Annotated in this window: 14 protein-coding genes; 7 read left to right on the top strand and 7 right to left on the bottom strand. The window is 62.7% G+C overall.

Translation table 11 applies throughout. From position 1 onward, the window contains the following. The first annotated feature begins 27 nt into the window (after nt 1–27). Together PverR02_RS13230 and PverR02_RS13225 are read left to right on the top strand one after the other, a co-directional pair. Entirely contained in the window at nt 28–2,490 is a 2,463-nt protein-coding gene (locus tag PverR02_RS13230) for a TonB-dependent siderophore receptor (RefSeq protein ID WP_079443594.1), read from the top strand. A gap of 65 nt (nt 2,491–2,555) precedes the next feature. Continuing rightward, nucleotides 2,556–3,449, top strand: coding sequence for an AraC family transcriptional regulator (locus PverR02_RS13225; RefSeq protein ID WP_079443593.1), 894 nt, complete (start codon nt 2,556–2,558; stop codon nt 3,447–3,449). Here the strand turns inward: PverR02_RS13225 and PverR02_RS13220 are convergent. After that, a complete protein-coding gene (locus PverR02_RS13220; RefSeq protein WP_046383807.1) occupies nt 3,391–3,978 on the bottom strand; it encodes a LysE family translocator in 588 nt (195 codons plus the stop codon). The genes PverR02_RS13225 and PverR02_RS13220 overlap by 59 nt on opposite strands. Nucleotides 3,979–4,056: 78 nt before the next feature. Continuing rightward, on the bottom strand, nt 4,057–4,758 hold the full coding sequence (locus PverR02_RS13215; protein WP_079443592.1) for a FadR/GntR family transcriptional regulator: 702 nt from the start codon (nt 4,756–4,758) through the stop codon (nt 4,057–4,059). Between the two features lie 318 nt (nt 4,759–5,076). On the opposite strand from PverR02_RS13215, the gene PverR02_RS13210 reads away from it, so the two are divergent. Together PverR02_RS13210 and gudD are read left to right on the top strand one after the other, a co-directional pair. Next, nucleotides 5,077–6,426 carry an MFS transporter gene (locus PverR02_RS13210; RefSeq protein ID WP_079443591.1) on the top strand — a complete coding sequence of 450 codons (1,350 nt, stop codon included), beginning with the start codon at nt 5,077–5,079 and terminating at the stop codon, nt 6,424–6,426. Nucleotides 6,427–6,438: 12 nt separating this feature from the next. After that, entirely contained in the window at nt 6,439–7,788 is a 1,350-nt protein-coding gene (gene gudD, locus PverR02_RS13205; protein ID WP_079443590.1) for a glucarate dehydratase, read from the top strand. Nucleotides 7,789–7,807: 19 nt separating this feature from the next. On the opposite strand, the gene PverR02_RS13200 is transcribed toward gudD, so the two are convergent. Continuing rightward, on the bottom strand, nt 7,808–8,692 hold the full coding sequence (locus PverR02_RS13200; RefSeq protein ID WP_057004808.1) for an NAD(P)/FAD-dependent oxidoreductase: 885 nt from the start codon (nt 8,690–8,692) through the stop codon (nt 7,808–7,810). Between the two features lie 143 nt (nt 8,693–8,835). Here PverR02_RS13200 and PverR02_RS13195 point away from each other — a divergent pair, with 143 nt between their 5' ends. Further along, complete coding sequence (locus tag PverR02_RS13195; protein ID WP_046383812.1) at nt 8,836–9,273, top strand: Rrf2 family transcriptional regulator; 438 nt, start codon at nt 8,836–8,838, stop codon at nt 9,271–9,273. Nucleotides 9,274–9,278: 5 nt separating this feature from the next. Here PverR02_RS13195 and PverR02_RS13190 read toward each other — a convergent pair whose 3' ends face one another. Next, complete coding sequence (locus tag PverR02_RS13190) at nt 9,279–10,724, bottom strand: mechanosensitive ion channel family protein (RefSeq protein ID WP_046383813.1); 1,446 nt, start codon at nt 10,722–10,724, stop codon at nt 9,279–9,281. A gap of 224 nt (nt 10,725–10,948) precedes the next feature. On the opposite strand from PverR02_RS13190, the gene PverR02_RS13185 reads away from it, so the two are divergent. Next, a complete protein-coding gene (locus PverR02_RS13185) occupies nt 10,949–12,175 on the top strand; it encodes an MFS transporter (RefSeq protein WP_079443589.1) in 1,227 nt (408 codons plus the stop codon). 200 nt (nt 12,176–12,375) lie between these two features. Here the strand turns inward: PverR02_RS13185 and PverR02_RS13180 are convergent, their stop codons facing one another. The 3 genes from PverR02_RS13180 to PverR02_RS13170 form a co-directional block, all read right to left on the bottom strand. After that, nucleotides 12,376–13,242 carry a pirin family protein gene (locus PverR02_RS13180; RefSeq protein WP_079443588.1) on the bottom strand — a complete coding sequence of 289 codons (867 nt, stop codon included), beginning with the start codon at nt 13,240–13,242 and terminating at the stop codon, nt 12,376–12,378. Between the two features lie 137 nt (nt 13,243–13,379). After that, a complete protein-coding gene (locus tag PverR02_RS13175) occupies nt 13,380–14,438 on the bottom strand; it encodes a diguanylate cyclase (RefSeq protein ID WP_079443587.1) in 1,059 nt (352 codons plus the stop codon). Nucleotides 14,439–14,520: 82 nt separating this feature from the next. Then, nucleotides 14,521–15,153 carry a LysE family translocator gene (locus PverR02_RS13170; protein ID WP_079443586.1) on the bottom strand — a complete coding sequence of 211 codons (633 nt, stop codon included), beginning with the start codon at nt 15,151–15,153 and terminating at the stop codon, nt 14,521–14,523. 142 nt (nt 15,154–15,295) lie between these two features. Between PverR02_RS13170 and PverR02_RS13165 the strand changes: the two genes are divergently transcribed. After that, nucleotides 15,296–16,723, top strand: a complete 1,428-nt coding sequence (locus PverR02_RS13165) for an aminotransferase-like domain-containing protein (RefSeq protein ID WP_079443585.1) — start codon at nt 15,296–15,298, stop codon at nt 16,721–16,723.

Raw genomic sequence — 16,723 nt, 5'->3', positions numbered from 1 at the left:
ATCGACTTGATCCAAAGGGACACCTCCATGCCGCAACCTGCTCGCTTCGCGCTGCGCCCACTGGCGCTGGCCACCTCCCTGCTTTGCCTCGGCGCACCGACGCTGTACGCCGCCGAGCCGACCTCGACCCAGGAAGCCGCGCGCAGTTATCGCATCGCGGGCGGCGCCCTGGTCGCCGTGCTGAACAGCTTCGCCGAACAGTCCGGAATGTTCATCGCCGGCCATAACAGCCTCGCCGCCGGTAAAACCAGCCCCGGCCTGAACGGCAGCTACACCCCGACCGGCGGTTTGCAGCGCCTGTTGCAGGGCAGCGGTTTGCAGGCGCTGCCCCAAGGCAACAACGGTTACGTGCTGGAGCTGATCCCCGCCCACAGCGGCGCGCTGGAGCTGGGCGCCACGACGATTTCCGGCCAGGGCCTGGGCGCTATCACCGAAGACACCCATGCCTACACTACCGGTGTCATGGCCTCGGCCACCGGCCTGCCGCTGTCGATGCGCGACACCCCGCAGTCGGTCACGGTGATCACCCGCCAGCAGATGGACGATCAGGGCTCCAACAGCATCGCCGACACCCTGCGCCGCGCCCCCGGCGTGAGCGTGCAGAACTACGACAGCGAACGCTGGGAGTTCTCCAGCCGTGGCCTGCCGATCACCAATTTCCAGTACGACGGCGTCAACGCCACCTATGACGGCGTGTACGACTACGGCACCACCAGCACCGACATGGCAGTGTACGACCACCTGGAAATCATCAAGGGCTCGGCCGGCCTGCTCAGCGGTTCCGGCGACCCGTCGGCCACGGTCAACCTGATCCGCAAAAAGCCCACGCGGGAATTCAAGGCCTCGGTCACCCAGACCTTCGGCTCCTGGGACAACTACCGCACCGAAGGCGATATTTCCGGCCCCTTGACCGAGTCGGGCAATCTGCGCGGACGCTTTGTCGGCGTGTATCAGGACCGCCAGTCGTATCTCGATCACTACCAGCACACCAAGGACATCGGCTACGGCATCCTTGAAGCGGACCTTACGCCCGACACCCTGCTGACCTTCGGTATCGACCAGCAAGACACCCGCTCCCGTGGCGCCAGCTGGACCGGTTTCCCGATGTTCTTCAGCGACGGCTCGCGCACGCACTTCTCGCGCTCGTTCAACCCGGCGGCCGACTGGAGCCGCCGCGACTTCCAGAACCAGACGCTGTTCGCCTCGGTGCAACAGCAGTTGGCGAACGACTGGTCGCTCAAGGTCAGCCTCGACCGCAAGCGCAGTCAGCACGACACCCTGCTCGCCTCCGCCAGCGGCGGCAACCCGGACCCGGTCAGCGGCGACGGTATGTACATGTTCATGGGCAAGTACAAGGGCGACCAGTTACAGAACACCCTGGACGTCAATCTCAGCGGGCCGTTCAACCTGTTTGGCCGCGAGCACGAGCTGATCATGGGCTTTATGGCCACCCGCTCGAAGCAGGACGTGCCGGTCTACGGTTCGATTTACCCCGCCGTGGGCGGCAGCATTTTCGACTGGCATGGCGAGTACGCCAAACCGGATATCCCGCGCAGCGGCCAGAACGATATCGTGCAACGCCAGACCGGCGCCTACCTGGCCACGCGCTTGAAACCCACGGACGATTTGTCAGTGATCCTCGGCACGCGCGTCAGCACGTTCAGCGGCACCGACACCACCGATTTCTATGACCCGACCAAGGCCGACAACCGCACCACCTACCGCCAGAGCGGCGTGGTCACGCCGTATGCCGGGATCGTCTACGACCTCAACGACACCTGGTCGGTGTACACCAGCTACACCCAGATCTACCGCCCGCAAAGCAGCAAGGACGCCGACCGCAAACTGCTCGACCCGATCGAAGGCGCCACCTATGAAGCCGGGCTCAAGGCAGCGTTCTACGACGGCCGCCTGAATGCCAGTTTTGCCGCGTTCCGCATCGAGCAGGACAATGTCGCCGAGTACGTGTCGGGCTTTGAGAGCGATTCGGTGTACCGCCCGATTGCCGGCGCCACCACCAAGGGCTTCGAGGCGCAACTGTCGGGTGAAGTGCTGGACGGCTGGAACATCTCGGCCGGCTATACCTACCAGCACACCCGCGATGCCAACAACGGTTATGTGTACAGCTCGGTGCTGCAAACCACCACGCCGCAGCAGGTGGTGCGCCTGTTCAGTAGCTATCGCCTGCCCGGCGCGCTGGAGCATGTCACCGTGGGCGGCGGCGTGAATTGGCAGAGCGAGTTCTTCGGCAACGTGTTCCAACCCGACCCGAACGACACGCTCAACTTCGGCCAGAACGCACGCATCACCCAGGACAGTTACTACCTGGTCGACCTGATGGCCCGCTACCGCTTCAACGAGCACCTGAGCACCACGCTGAACGTGAAGAACCTGTTCGATAAAAAGTACTACACGGGCCTGGGCAACTTCGGCACCGGCTTCTACGGCGAACCGCGCAGCCTGCAACTGGCGACTAAATGGGACTTCTAGGCTGACGTCCCCGGCAGTCTGTGCAATGATCCTCCCTCGATCTCCCGAGGGATGGAGCCGCCGCCATGTCGCTGAACACCGCCACTCACCCCGCGCAAGCGCCGCGCTTCTGGCGCGACGAGCGCTTGCCGTTCATCGAAGCGCGGACCATCGCCGATGGGTGCAAGGTCACCTACACCCGCCACGCCCACGAGCATTTCTCCATCGGCGCGATCACCACCGGGCGCAGCTATTACCACTACGGCGCGGACACCTTCCAGATCAGCGCCGGCACGGTGGTGCTGATGAACCCCGGCGATGTGCATGCGTGCAACCCGATCCACGACCAACCCTGGTCGTATCACATGCTCTACCTCGACACGCCCTGGCTGACGGACCTGCAATACCAGTTGGGCTTCAGCACCGACCAGGGTTATCGACCGTTCAATACGCCCTATACCCGCGACCCGGTGCTGTACAACGGCCTGATCGAGCTGTACCGGACGCTGTTGGATGAGCACGCCGAACTCCTGCAAAAACAGAGCATGCTGGTGAGTTATTTCAGCGAGGTGCAGCAGCGCCTGAACCCTTCGAACACGCCGGTGCGGGAGGTCAATCACAAACTGGAACGCGCCGCCGAGTACATCCGCGAACACTGCACCCAGGCCTTGAAACTCGAAGACATCTGCCTGGCGGCCGAGCTGTCGCCGTCTTATCTGATCCGCGCCTTCAAGCAGTATTACGGCTTGACGCCCCATGCGTTTCTGGTGAACCGGCGCATCCAGTTCGCCCGCACCCAATTGCGCAACGGCGAACTGATCGCCGACGTCGCCCTGGCCGCCGGCTTTGCCGACCAGGCGCACTTCCAGCGCACCTTCAAGCTGCACTTCGCCGCCACGCCGGGGCAGTACCGCGACTTGCTCAAGCCATCAGCAAATAACCCACACTGGCCACCAGCAACGCGGCCATCGAACGGTTGAACACCCGCACACCCTGCGCGTTGCCGAGGTAACGGCGCAAAAACGTGCCGGCGTAGGCCCAGCAGGCTACCGACAGGTAGCAGATCACCAGGTAGAGCGCCGCAAACAGCCACACTTGCCGGGCGTCGCCATCCGCGACAAACAACCCCATCCCCGCCACGCAGGCCAGCCAGGCTTTGGGGTTCAGCCATTGCATGATCGCGCCGTAGAGCATCGACGGCGCCGTTGCGGTGCCTTCGGCGTCCAGCCGGCCATCGTCCACCGCAAGTTTCCAGGCCATGTACAGCAGGAAGGCGACCCCGCCCCACTGGATCAACTGGGTCAGAATGGGCCAGCGCAGCAGCACTTCATGCAGCCCCAGGCCGATCAGCACCAGCAATAGCGTGAAGCCGGTGGCGGCGCCGAACACGTGTTTCTGGCTGGCGACAAAACCGAAGCGCGCGCCCGAACTGAGGGCGACCACATTCACCGGGCCCGGTGTGATGGAGGTGGCCAACGCGAAGGCGGCCATGGAAAGGATCAAGCTCATTGCGGTTCCCTGTTGTGGTGATGAACAGGGGCCACGGTAAACACCCCGGCGAGCCGGGTATTGAAGAAAATGCCCCTGCTACTCGCCGGTCATGCGTTCCAGGCTGTTGCTCAGGTGCAACAACATGGCGGCGCGGGCGGCGTCGGGGTCCTGGCGGCGGATGGCGTTGAGGATCGCCTCGTGTTCCAGGTTGGCCAACTGGCCCAGTTTCATCAGGTCGGTATTGCCGCGCTCTTCGGCGTTGATGCGCGTGCGCGGGATCACCGAGTTGCCCAGGTGCTGGATCACATCGGTGAAGTAGGTGTTGCCGGTGGCCTGGGCAATCAACTGATGGAAGCGCACGTCGGGTTCGACGCTGCTGTCGTTGTTGGCCAGCGAGGCCTGGTAGTCATCGAGGGCCTCGCGCATGTGCTGCAACTGCACCTCGCTGCGGCGCAACGCGGCCAGGGCGGCGGCCTGGGTTTCCAGGCCCAGGCGCAACTCGAGGATGCCGCGCACGCTGACCGCGGTGTCGTGGTTCAGGTGCAGGCCCTGGCGCTGGTCCCGCGCCAGCACAAAGGTGCCCACCCCGTGCCGGGTTTCCACCAGCCCTGCCGCCTGCAACTTCGACAGCGCCTCACGCACCACCGTGCGACTGACACCGTACTCGCCGACGATAGCCGACTCGGAGGGCAGCTTCTCGCCCGGCGCCAGTTGGCCGAGGAGAATGCGCTGGGTCAGCGTGGTCACGATGTCATGGGCCAGGCCCTGGGAGCGCTTGCGGGGGGTGTGGTTGTGCATCGGTCATTCCATCGGTTGGGCCCGGTCAATACTAACATCCCCTTGCACCACCTACTTGTATGACAACAAACAAATTCCGCCACAACTGCGCCGCGTTTTCATGGAAGCCGGCTTGCCTGCGATTGCATCGGCGTGATTGATTTCATGCGCCATAGCGCCTGTAAAATAGGATTACCAGCCCTGTCGCGTACTCAAATAGCCAAAATTTACGTTGCGACGCGGAAAAAAGCAGTTGTATGATGTCTATCAAGTTGCCAGGCACCCCCGGCAGCCCTGAACCCATCCCCGCACAACAATAATCCGTGGGAGTTCTACCCCGTGACCTCTTCCAACCCTGCGACAGCTGCGCCTGCCCTCGACCCCGTCCTGGCCCGCGCGATCAAGAAGGTGAAGCAGCATGTGCTGCCACTGTTCGTGATCATGTTCATCGTCAACTACATCGACCGCGTCAACATCGGCTTTGTCCGCACCCACATGGAACACGACCTGGGCATCGGCGCGGCCGCTTACGGTTTCGGCGCCGGCTTGTTCTTCATCGGCTATGCGTTGTTCGAAGTGCCCTCCAACCTGCTGCTGCAAAAAGTCGGCGCGCGTATCTGGCTGACCCGCATCATGTTCACCTGGGGCATCACCGCGACGCTGATGGCCTTTATCCAGAACGAAACCCACTTCTATATCCTGCGTTTTCTGCTGGGCGTGGCCGAGGCCGGGTTCTTTCCGGGGGTGATCTACTACTTCACCCGCTGGCTGCCCGGGGTGGAACGCGGCAAGGCGATTGCGATCTTCCTCAGCGGCTCGGCCCTGGCCTCGCTGATCTCCGGCCCGCTGTCCGGCGTGCTGCTGCAAATCAGCGGGCTGGGCCTGCACGGCTGGCAATGGATGTACATCATCGAAGGCATGGCCTCGGTGTTGTTGTGCTTTTTCGTGTGGTTCTGGCTCGACTCCAAACCCCATGACGCCAAGTGGCTCAGCGGCGCCGAACAGGACGCGCTGGTGGGCGAGATCGAGCGCGAACAACGCGAGCGTGACGCCGCCACGACGGTCAAGCCGAGCCTGGGCACACTGCTCAAGGACCGCCAGATCATGCTGTTCTGCGCCCTGTATTTCTGCATCCAACTGACCATCTACGCCGCCACGTTCTGGCTGCCGAGCATCATCAAGAAGATGGGCGACCTGAGTGACATCCAGGTGGGTTTCTACAATTCCATTCCCTGGCTGATTTCGATCATCGCCATGTATTCGTTCGCGGCCCTGGCCGGCAAGTACAAGCACCAACAGGCGTGGGTGGCCACGGCGCTGTTGATTGCCGCGGCGGGAATGTTTTTCTCCACCACCGGCGGGCCGATCTTTGCCTTTGTCGCCATCTGTTTTGCGGCGATCGGGTTCAAGTCGGCATCGTCGCTGTTCTGGCCGATCCCCCAGGGCTACCTCGATGCGCGCATCGCCGCGGCGGTGATCGCGCTGATCAACTCCATCGGCAACCTCGGCGGGTTTGTCGCGCCCACCACCTTCGGCTTTCTGGAGCAGACCACCGGGTCGATCCAGGGTGGTTTGTATGGGCTGGCCGGCACCTCGATCCTCGCGGCGATCCTGGTGTTCTTCGCCAAGACCCGGCCCGGCGCCCAGAGCCCGAGCGTGCTGCACCCCGCCCCCGTCCTGAGCAAATAAGGAAGCGTTTTGATGAATACAGAACACCAGCACCACGCCAGCCATGCCCCCATCGTCACCCACCTGCAAGTGATCCCGGTGGCCGGCCACGACAGCATGCTGCTCAACCTCAGCGGCGCCCACGGGCCGTTTTTCACGCGCAATATCGTGATTCTCAAGGACAGCGCCGGGCACATCGGCGTGGGCGAAGTACCGGGCGGCGAACGCATCCGCGAAACCCTGGAAGACGCGCGCAGCCTGGTGATCGGCAAGCCGATCGGCGCGTACCAGAGCATTCTCAATGCCATGCGCCGCACCTTTGCCGCCCGCGACAGCGGCGGCCGTGGCCTGCAGACGTTCGACCTGCGCATCACCATCCACGCCGTCACCGCGATGGAAGCGGCGCTGCTCGATCTGCTCGGCCAGTTCCTTGAAGTGCCGGTGGCCGCCCTGCTCGGCGAAGGCCAGCAGCGCGACGCGGTGAAGATGCTCGGCTACCTGTTCTACATCGGCGACCGCCAGCAGACCGACCTGGCCTACCGCAGCGAAGCCGATGGTGACGATTGGTGCCGCCTGCGCCATGAACCGGCCCTGACCCCGGACGCCATCGTGCGCCTGGCCGAAGCCGCCCAGGCCAAGTACGGCTTCAACGACTTCAAGCTCAAGGGCGGCGTGTTGCGCGGCGCCGAAGAAATCGAAGCGGTCACGGCCCTCGCCGAGCGCTTCCCCGACGCACGCATCACCCTGGACCCGAACGGCGCCTGGTCACTCAAGGAAGCCATCGCCCTGTGCCGCGACCAGCATCACGTATTGGCCTACGCCGAAGACCCGTGCGGCGCGGAAAACGGCTATTCGGGCCGCGAAGTCATGGCTGAATTCCGCCGCGCCACCGGCCTGCCCACCGCCACCAATATGATCGCCACCGACTGGCGCGAAATGGGCCACGCGATCCAGCTGCAATCGGTGGACATTCCCCTCGCCGACCCGCACTTCTGGACGATGCAAGGCTCGGTGCGCGTGGCGCAGATGTGCCATGAATGGGGCCTGACCTGGGGCTCGCATTCCAACAATCACTTCGATATTTCCCTGGCGATGTTCACCCAGGTGGCCGCCGCCGCACCGGGCGACATCACCGCGATCGACACCCATTGGATCTGGCAGGACGGCCAGCGCCTGACCAAGGCGCCGTTGCAGATTGTCGACGGTCATATCCAGGTGCCGACCAAGCCGGGGCTGGGCGTCGAGATCGACATGGACGCGGTGGCCCAGGCCCACGAACTCTACAAAGGCATGGGCCTGGGTGCGCGCAATGACAGCGTGGCCATGCAGTTTCTGATCCCCGGTTGGAGTTTCGATAACAAGCGCCCGTGCCTGGTGCGCTGAGCGCCGATCCCGGCCAGCCTCAACCGTGGATCAACGAAACGTGCGCGCCCACCCCGGCGCGCACGCCCTCGGCCACCGCCAGCGCCACGGAACCGGCGGCAAGGGACGCATCGCCACCGGCAAACACGCCAGCCACGGAGGTCTGGCGAGTTTCGTTGGTGTGCAGGTACGGGCCGGTGGGGCCGTCGGCCAGCACACAGCCCAACTGCTCGGCCAAGGGACTGAGGCGAGTGCGGGACATCGTGAATACGCCGTCCAGCTGAATCACGCGGCCATCAGCCAGTTCCAGAGCCACGCGCTCACCGCTGATCCGTGTCACCGCCGTGCGCTCCACGCGGACCCCGCGCCGATCCAACTGCGCCTGTTGCTCGGCATCCGGGGTGAACACGCCGTTGGTGAACAAGGTGGTGGTGCCCCAGTCCGGCAACATCAGCGCATGGTGCATCGCCAGCGGCGAGGTGGCCAACACACCGATGCGGCCTTGATCCAGCTCATAGCCGTGGCAGTAAGGGCAATGAAACACGTGCTTGCCCCAGCGTTCCGCCAAGCCTTCGAGGGCGGGCAATTCGTCCACCACCCCGGTGGCGAGGATCAGGCGTCGCCCCTCGAATCCGCCGTTGTATTGCGTGTGCACCCTGAAACCGCCCGGCGCCGTAGCCGCCTGTAATACGCTGTCCTGCACCCAGGTGACGCTCGGATACTCCATCAGTTGGCTGCGACCTTCGGCGGCAATGACGTCCGGCGCCTGGCCGTCCTGGCCGAGAAAGCCATGGGCGGTGGCGGCAAATCGATTGCGCCGCTGCCCCGCGTCGATCACCAGAACCTTGCGTCGCGCCCGCGCCAATTGCAGGCCGGCGGACAAGCCGGCATAGCTGCCGCCCACGATAATGACGTCATGCATCATGAAAGTGCCCCTTGTCAGGTGCGCGCGGTTATCCGCGCGCTTTCACGACACACCATAAGTTACGTAAAAATAGCACGTCAAGTGTCTCGCAACTTTTTGGGTTACGAAGGATACTTTCGACCGAATCGACTTGAGGTTTTTTGATGAGAAACGACACCCGCCTCTCGCGCATGCTGCACGTGCTGATCCATATGGACCGCCATGAAGCGCGCGCCACCTCGGAGACCATCGCGCAGATGCTCGGCACCAACCCGGTGGTGGTGCGGCGCACACTGGGGCTGCTCAAGGAAAAAGGCTATGTCCGCTCGGAAAAAGGTCATCAGGGCGGCTGGACCCTGGGCAAACCCTTGAGTGAAATCACCTTGCTGGATATCCACAATGCCTTGGGCACGCCGTCGATATTCGCCATTGGCCTGTCCACCGACCACCCGCAATGCCTGGTGGAACAGGCAGTGAACGCGGCACTGAGCGACGCGTTCGACCAGGCCCAGGCACTGTTACTGGCGCGGCTGGGGGATGTGACGCTGGCGCAGTTGGCCGAGGATTTCGACGAGCGTTGCCGCCTCGCCCCGGCACCCTGATCGCACTACAGCCGGCGCTTGCGCAACCACTGCAGGAACCCCTTCTTCACCGGCACCACCGGTGCTTCCTGGGTCAGGGTCTGCGCCGCATGTATGCGGAAATCCAGCAGCGCTTTCATCGCTTCGCCGATGTCATGCCGCGCATCCAGGCACGGCTTGAGGTATTCCTTCTCGATGCGATAGAGGGTGCAGAAGGTCTTGGCGCGAAAGTCCGCCAGCGTGGCCTCGTCGGACAAGATCCCAGCCTCGCCGATCACCTCCCCCGGCCCCATGCGCCCGGCTTCGAACATGTGCCCAGCCTTGTCCAGCATCACCGAGACCACGCCGGATTCGACGATAAACAAATGATCGCTGACCTCCCCCGCCGGCAGGATCACCGCGCCGGCACGGTAGCTGTGCAGGGTCATGTTCTGGCTGAAGGTGTCTTTCTCTTCCTGGCGCAGGGTGGAGAAAATCGACGAGCGCTCCAGCAACGCCCGCGCCCCCGACAGCGCCGGCGGCGCGCTGCTTTCGGTGGCAGACAGCAAACCGACGCCCGCCGCCTGCAAGTGCCGGAAAGCCAGGTCGTACAGTTGGTTGCGCACTTCGCGCTTGAGCGGCATCGACGGCACAAAGCCGCTGATTTCATACTCCACGCCGTCGCTGGCCGAGGTTTTGAACGCCACGCTCGGCGCCGGTTTGGCCAGCAGCGGCCGGCACCCTTGCATCGCCCGCTCCAGCGCCTCGATCACGGTTTGCGGGCGGGCGTGGGGGCTGACTTGCAGGCTGACCGACAGGCCGAACATATCCGCCGGGCGCGAAAAGTTGACGATCTTGGCCTTGGCCGCCAACGAATTGGGGATCACCGCCATGCTGCCCTGGGAGGTCTGCAACCGCGTAGCGCGCCAATCGATATCGGTGACGCGCCCCTCGGTGCCGTCGATGGAAATCCAGTCATCGAGCTGGTACGGCTTGGTGGTGTTGAGCACGATCCCGGAAAACACATCGCTGAGGGTGCTTTGCAGCGCCAGGCCGACGATGATCGCCACCGCACCGGAGGTGGCGAGCACGCCCTTGACCGGCAGGTCGAGCACGTAGGCCATGGCGGCGATGATCGCAATCAGGAAAATCACCGCGCCCAGCAGGTCCTGCAACAGCCGACCGGTGTGGCCCACGCGCTGCATCATCACCGCGCCGAGCAACACCGTCAGGGTCCGCGCCGCGAACAGCCACCAACCGATCTGCAACGCAGTGGCGGCCAGGTGCAGCGCGGTGTTGTCGGCATACGGCGCGACGAGCATCGGGTTCATGCCGTCGTTGAACAACACGGCGCTGAACACCGCAAAAATCACCAACCGCGCCGCCAGCTTCCAATTGGCCAGCTCAGCGGAAATCAAGCGCCACACACCGATGTCGATAAAGATCAGCGCCAGGGCGCACAACATGGGGTGATCAGCGATAAATGAGGGCATCCAGGCGACTCCAGGGTGAATGCCGAGAAGATCGCATGAAATGGGGATGTGGGGGTATAGCGCGGAGCAAAATGCGGGTGGGAAATTGCACCGTATCTGACCACCTGATTGCATCAGCACTGACCAGGCGTTTGCAGCGCGCCGGATTATCTAGACACCTTGTAAACTCATACTGATGTTTCTTCAGACCGCTATGCCACGTCGCTTACACAAAGGAGTTCCCTATGCGTAAGGATTACCTCGCCTTTTTTATCTCGCTCTTTCTATCGAGGCTGGCGGATCAGATCCTGTTGTTTATTGTGCCGCTGGTGGTGTTCCAGACCACCAACAGCGCTTCATGGGCAGGGCTAGCGTTTTTCGTCGAATCGCTGCCGCGATTTCTCGCGTTCCCGCTGTGCGGCGCGCTGTGCGACAAGTACCCGCCTATTAAGATCCTGCATATCAGTCAGATCTACCGGGCATGGCTCTGTGTGTTGGGGGTGGTGCTCTACGGAATCTTTGGTGGCATCGGTTGGATAGTGGTGCTGTCGGCACTGTGCGGGGTGCTGACCACTCAAGGCATCATGGCTCGCGAAGTGCTGATGCCGCATATCTTCCAGCACTACAGCTACACCAAGACGTTGTCCTACTCCCAGATCGCCGACCAGGCGGGACTGGTCCTCGGGCCTCTGGTGGCGGCACTGATGCTTGAGGTTTGGGCTTGGCACTGGGTGGTGCTTTGGATCGCCGGATTGTTCCTGCTGGCAGACCTGAGCATGCTGGCGTGGCAACGTCTTAGCCGTATGACGCTGGACGTGTTCGAGCAGCATCAAGACATCTGGCTGCAGCCCTTGAGGATCGCTTTTGGGCATATCCGTAGCCTGGCGGAATTGAAAAAAATCATCATTCTGGCGATAGGCGTCAACCTGATCGTTGGTGTCACCTTGGCAACTTCGGCGGCCATGGTGATCGGCCAGTACAGCGCCGGCAAGGATAGCTATGCAGGGCTTCAGGCGGCGGGTGCGGTGACAACAATCGTGATCCTGTTTCTTCTCGCTCGGGTGGTGTTGCCTCTGCGGGTCCTCGGGGGTGTCGGATATTCGATGATCGCAACGGGGGCATTCATCAGCGCCCTGAGTCCGAGTCTGCTCGGCTATGTGCTGGGTTTCCTGTTGATCGCAGGCTTCGACAAAATGTTCAACGTCTACATACGCACTATCCGGCAGCAGGTGATACCGCCTCAGGACTTCGGCAAGACGGTAGGTGTGATCACGCTGCTGAACAACATGTCCCAGCCTCTGGCAGGTTTACTGGTGGCTTTGTTAGCTGCGCCCTTGGGCACCCAGACCGTAATCCTGATTTTGGCCGTGTTAACGACTATTCTTGGGGCATTTGCCCTGTGGTGGTTCGCAAAGGCTCGCGGCCCATCCCCGAGCTTGATTCTCGAAGCTGACCAAGAAGCCGGAAAATAGAAAGTTGCGTCGGCAGGCTTGTAAGCATATTCCAAGGAAGCATACGGATCATGTCCGCAAAGAAGAGTCTGCCGGTTCGAACTCATGATCGCCGCCGAACGTTTACAGCATAACGACCACTCTCGGCCTCACGGGTCAAGTCCATGCAATTACGCATGTGGGGGCTTGCCCGCTCCCACATTAGGCTTGGCGTCAGCCTTTCAGTGCTGCATCTGCCCGAAATGACCGGAGTGGAAATCAGCAAACGCCTGATGAATCTCCTGCTCAGTATTCATCACAAACGGACCATGCCCGACGATAGGCTCGTCGATCGGTTCGCCACTGAGCAACAGCACCCTGGCGTCGTCGCTGGATTCCAGCGACAGTTGCGTGCCGTCGCGCTCAAACAGTGCCAATTGCCCCTGGCGCGCGATTTCTTCGCCATTGACCAGCACCGTGCCGCGCAGGATCACCAGCGCGGTGTTGCGCCCGGCGTGCAGGTCCAGGGTCAGCGCCTTGCCGGCGTTGAGGCGCAGGTCCCACACGTCGATCGGCGTGAAGGTGCGCGCCGGGCCTTTGGTGCCTGCGAACTCACCGGCAATCAGGCGCAGCTGGCCAGCCTCATTGGCCAGCGGCAGCAGCGGAATATCGCCGTCGACAATCGTCTGATAACCGGCGTCGGCCATTTTGTCCTTGGCAGGCAGGTTGACCCACAGTTGCACCATCTCCAGCACCCCGCCGCTACGGGCGAAGGCTTCGGAGTGGAACTCTTCGTGGAGGATGCCCTTGGCGGCGGTCATCCATTGCACGTCGCCGGGGCCGATCGTGCCGCCAGCCCCGGTGGAGTCGCGGTGCTCGACTTCGCCGTCGTAGACGATGGTCACGGTTTCAAAGCCGCGATGCGGGTGCTGGCCGACGCCGCGACGTTGTGTGGTCGGGGTGAAATCGGCCGGGCCCGCGTGGTCCAACAACAGGAAGGGGCTGATGTGCTTGCCCAGGGTGTCGTAGGAAAACAGCGTGCGTACCGGAAAACCGTCGCCGACCCAGTGGGCGCGGGGGCTGGTGTAGATGCCGATGAGTTTTTTCATGGTGTACCTCCAAAGTGCCTACACCATAAGTCCCAAGGGCCTTGGGGACTAGCCGGCAAACGCGGCGTTGTTCGTTCTATGCATAGGACAATCAGCACGTCCTCAGTTTGTTTTTGCTGGCTGGGGACGCCGTCCCACTAGACCGACCTCAACCAAGGCCCCTGCACCGCGCTGACCCGATTGCGCCCGCTGCTCTTGGCGTCATATAACGCCTGGTCGGCATCGTTGAGCCAACTGGTCGAATCGCTATGCCCGACCCGATAAGGCGCCAGGCCGATGCTCAAGCTGACACGCAGGGTCGGGTCCTGGGCATAGGCCAGCGCATTGAAGCGATCGCGCAGGGTATCCATCACTTGCGTGGCGCGGTTGAGCGGCACGTCCGGCAGGATCACGCAGAACTCGTCACCGCCGTAGCGTCCGGCCAGGTCGGTGGCGCGCAGGTTCTGGCGCAGCACTTTACTGAGCTGGCGCAGGACGAGATCGCCGGTGACATGGCCGTAGGTGTCGTTGATCACTTTGAAATGATCGATGTCGATCAGGGCAATCACCGCGCCCTGCTGCCCGCCGTGGCAGCGCTGGAACTCGATGTCCAGATGGCCCTTCCACGCGCCATGGTTGAGCAGGCCGGACAAGCTGTCGGTGCGACTCAGGGCCAGCAGCTCACGCTTGTGCCCGGCCAGGGACACCGCCTGGCGATAGCAAATCCAGCCCAGGGCCAGCGGATACAGCACCAGGATCGGTAAACAGGCATACAACTGCGCCTGGCTGGTCATGCCGATGAAGGCCGGGGTGAAGATCAGCAGCGACACGCCGACGCCCAACGCCTGCGCCACCCAGCCCGCCAGCATGAAACGGGGACCACCGATGGCCACATTGTTCATGGTCATCATCGACAACGTGGTGACGCTGGGCAGTGGGTTGAAGTGCATGGCACCGACCCAGAAGCCACCGCAAAACGAATCGAACAGCAGGTTGTGGCGCTCGCAACGCAATGTGTTGGCGCTGCGGCGTGCCCATTGATAAGCCAGGTGCGGCCAGACAAAGCCGTTGATCAGCATCAACGCCCACACCCAAAGCGGTGGGTTCAACGCAGACATGCCAAAGGCCACGCAGGCAAAGCCAAGTGTCAGCCCCAACGTGCGGGTTTTGTACAAGCGGGTAGCGAGCGGAACTCCATTTCCTCCGGCGGCTGGCATGGTGAGGTGCGATCCTGGGTAGGTGCCTGGAGTCTATCAGGGCAACAGCATATCGCCACTACCCCTTGTAAGCTCAGCGCCGTCAGTGGGAAAAGCCCCGGGCCAGCATCCCGGCGACGCCCAGCAACAACAATGCCGTGATCCGTTGCAACCAGACCCGCCGCCGGGGGTTTTCCAGTACCGGCTTGATGCGCTGGCCAAAATAGCCATACAGGCAGCCACTGGCGAACTGCAGCACCAGAAAGGTCAGCCCGAGGATAGCGATGTCCGCCATCGAGTTGTGCTCCCCGGCCCCGGCGAATTGTGGGAACACGGCGCTGAACATAATGATCGCCTTGGGGTTGGAAAACCCGGTCAGCAAGCCCTTGCCGAACAGACTGCGTGCGCCTTCCACGGCAACGCCCCCATCGATGGACACGCCGCTGCCGGTCCACTGTTTGTAGGCCAGGTAGAGAATGTAGGCGACGCCGACCATCTGGATACCCTGGGTGATGGCGAGGTTGCCTTTGATCAACTCCGAGAAACCCACGGCAAAGATCAGGATAGAGACCAGGTACGACACACTGGCGCCGAGCTGCGCCGGGATCGAGCCGCGCAGGCCGTCCTTCAAGCCCAGGCTCAGCAGCAGCAAGGTCATGGGGCCGGGGCTGAACGTCACGGTGGCGCAAAACAGCAGAAAGTAGAGAAACGAAGAGAGCGTCAACGCGCTTGTCATAGCCTTGGACCTTGGGAAGACAGCCGGAAAGTGGCCGGATAGCCGGCAGTCTAGGGCCGCGGCATTGCGCAGGGCAGGTAAAGTAAGGCCTAATCCGGCCCTACTTCACCGGTAAAACCACCAGCAAAGACAAGGAAGCCGCATGTTTGTATCCGCCATCGCCTTTCGGGCTGGCCCACCCAAGGTGCAACAGATCGTCGAGGCGTTCAGCCAGGCCATCGAGAACGGCGAATGGGCGCCCGGCAGCAAGTTGCCGTCGGTGCGTGAACTGACCCAGACCCTGGGCGTGAGCAAGTTCACCCTCAATGAAGCGCTGGACCGCCTGCGCGGGCGCAACCTGTTGACCTCGAGCCAGGGCCTTGGCCACTTTGTGACAACAGACATCATCCGCGCCGCCTCGACGAGCTGGGTCGACCTGTTGCCCCAGGACTTGCTCAGCGTGTTACGCCGGCCGCTGGTCACCGTCAATGGAGATCTGCGCCCCGGTGGCGGGCATTTGCCGGAGGAGTGGCTGAACAGCGAGGCGCTTCGCCAAGCCATGCGTAGCGTGGTGCGCGCGCCGTCGCTGCGCCTTGCCGGGATGGGCACGCCGGCCGGGTTCCTGCCGTTGCGCCAGGCATTGCAACACAAACTGCATGCCGAAGGGTTGTCGGTGCCGGTGGAGCAAATCATCACCACGCCCAACACCCTGCAAGGCCTGGACATGCTCATGCGCTTGCTCGCCCGCCCCGGCGACACGGTGCTGCTCGACGCGCCCTGCTACTTCAACTTCCACGCCAACCTGGCCCTGCACGGGGTCAAGGTGGTGACGATCGAGCGGCGCCCGGATGGCTTCGATTTCGACGCCCTCGAACAGTTGCTGGCCGAACATCGCCCCAGCCTGTACCTCACCACCAGTGTGTTGCATAACCCCACCGGGCACTCTTTCAGCCCCAGCCAGGCGTTTCGTCTGCTGCAACTGACCCGCCAGTACCACTGCCATATCGTCGAGGATGACCTCTACGGCGACCTGCATCCCAACCCGCCGCCGCGCCTGGCCACCATCGCCGGCCTGGACCAGGTCACCTACCTGTCGGGCTTCTCGAAAATCCTCAGCGCCAACACCCGCGTCAGCTACGTGGTGGCCGCGCCGCAACTGGCGGCCAACCTGACCCATATGAAGTTGATGAGCGGCGGCGTGACCTCGGAGCTGTTCGAGCAGATCGTCTACCGCATGCTCAGCGAAGGCAGTTACGCCCGGCACCGCAAGCGCATGGTGCAGCGCTTGCTGGAAGCCGGTGCGCGTGTCGAACAATGGCTCAAGCGCTGCGGCTGTCAATTGCCGATGGCGTATGAAGGCGGCATGTTCATCTGGGCCCGCCTGCCGCCGGGGGTGAACGGCGAACAGTTGGCCCAGGAGGCGTTGAAGCAGAACATGGTGCTGGCACCGGGGGCATTGTTCGGTTACGACCCGGCGCTGCCTGATTCGATGCGCTTCAATGTGGCCCACAGTGACGGGCCCGGGGTGCAACAAGCCTTCGAAACGCTGTTGCTCAAGGCTGTGCGCGAGCCGCGATCACTATCGACATGA

The sequence above is a fragment of the Pseudomonas veronii genome (genome assembly GCF_002028325.1).
Taxonomy (GTDB): Bacteria; Pseudomonadota; Gammaproteobacteria; order Pseudomonadales; family Pseudomonadaceae; genus Aquipseudomonas; species Aquipseudomonas veronii.
This window is presented reverse-complemented; position numbering and strand designations above follow the sequence as displayed.

Bases quoted from the DNA above. Each gene is read 5' to 3' on its own strand.
- PverR02_RS13230 (WP_079443594.1), top strand. From the start codon at position 28: ATGCCGCAACCTGCTCGCTTCGCGCTGCGCCCACTGGCGCTGGCCACC.
- PverR02_RS13200 (WP_057004808.1), bottom strand. From the start codon at position 8,692: ATGATGCATGACGTCATTATCGTGGGCGGCAGCTATGCCGGCTTGTCC.
- PverR02_RS13180 (WP_079443588.1), bottom strand. From the start codon at position 13,242: ATGAAAAAACTCATCGGCATCTACACCAGCCCCCGCGCCCACTGGGTC.
- PverR02_RS13215 (WP_079443592.1), bottom strand. From the start codon at position 4,758: ATGCACAACCACACCCCCCGCAAGCGCTCCCAGGGCCTGGCCCATGAC.
- PverR02_RS13185 (WP_079443589.1), top strand. From the start codon at position 10,949: ATGCGTAAGGATTACCTCGCCTTTTTTATCTCGCTCTTTCTATCGAGG.
- PverR02_RS13170 (WP_079443586.1), bottom strand. From the start codon at position 15,153: ATGACAAGCGCGTTGACGCTCTCTTCGTTTCTCTACTTTCTGCTGTTT.
- PverR02_RS13165 (WP_079443585.1), top strand. From the start codon at position 15,296: ATGTTTGTATCCGCCATCGCCTTTCGGGCTGGCCCACCCAAGGTGCAA.
- PverR02_RS13195 (WP_046383812.1), top strand. From the start codon at position 8,836: ATGAGAAACGACACCCGCCTCTCGCGCATGCTGCACGTGCTGATCCAT.
- gudD (WP_079443590.1), top strand. From the start codon at position 6,439: ATGAATACAGAACACCAGCACCACGCCAGCCATGCCCCCATCGTCACC.
- PverR02_RS13220 (WP_046383807.1), bottom strand. From the start codon at position 3,978: ATGAGCTTGATCCTTTCCATGGCCGCCTTCGCGTTGGCCACCTCCATC.
- PverR02_RS13175 (WP_079443587.1), bottom strand. From the start codon at position 14,438: ATGCCAGCCGCCGGAGGAAATGGAGTTCCGCTCGCTACCCGCTTGTAC.
- PverR02_RS13190 (WP_046383813.1), bottom strand. From the start codon at position 10,724: ATGCCCTCATTTATCGCTGATCACCCCATGTTGTGCGCCCTGGCGCTG.
- PverR02_RS13225 (WP_079443593.1), top strand. From the start codon at position 2,556: ATGTCGCTGAACACCGCCACTCACCCCGCGCAAGCGCCGCGCTTCTGG.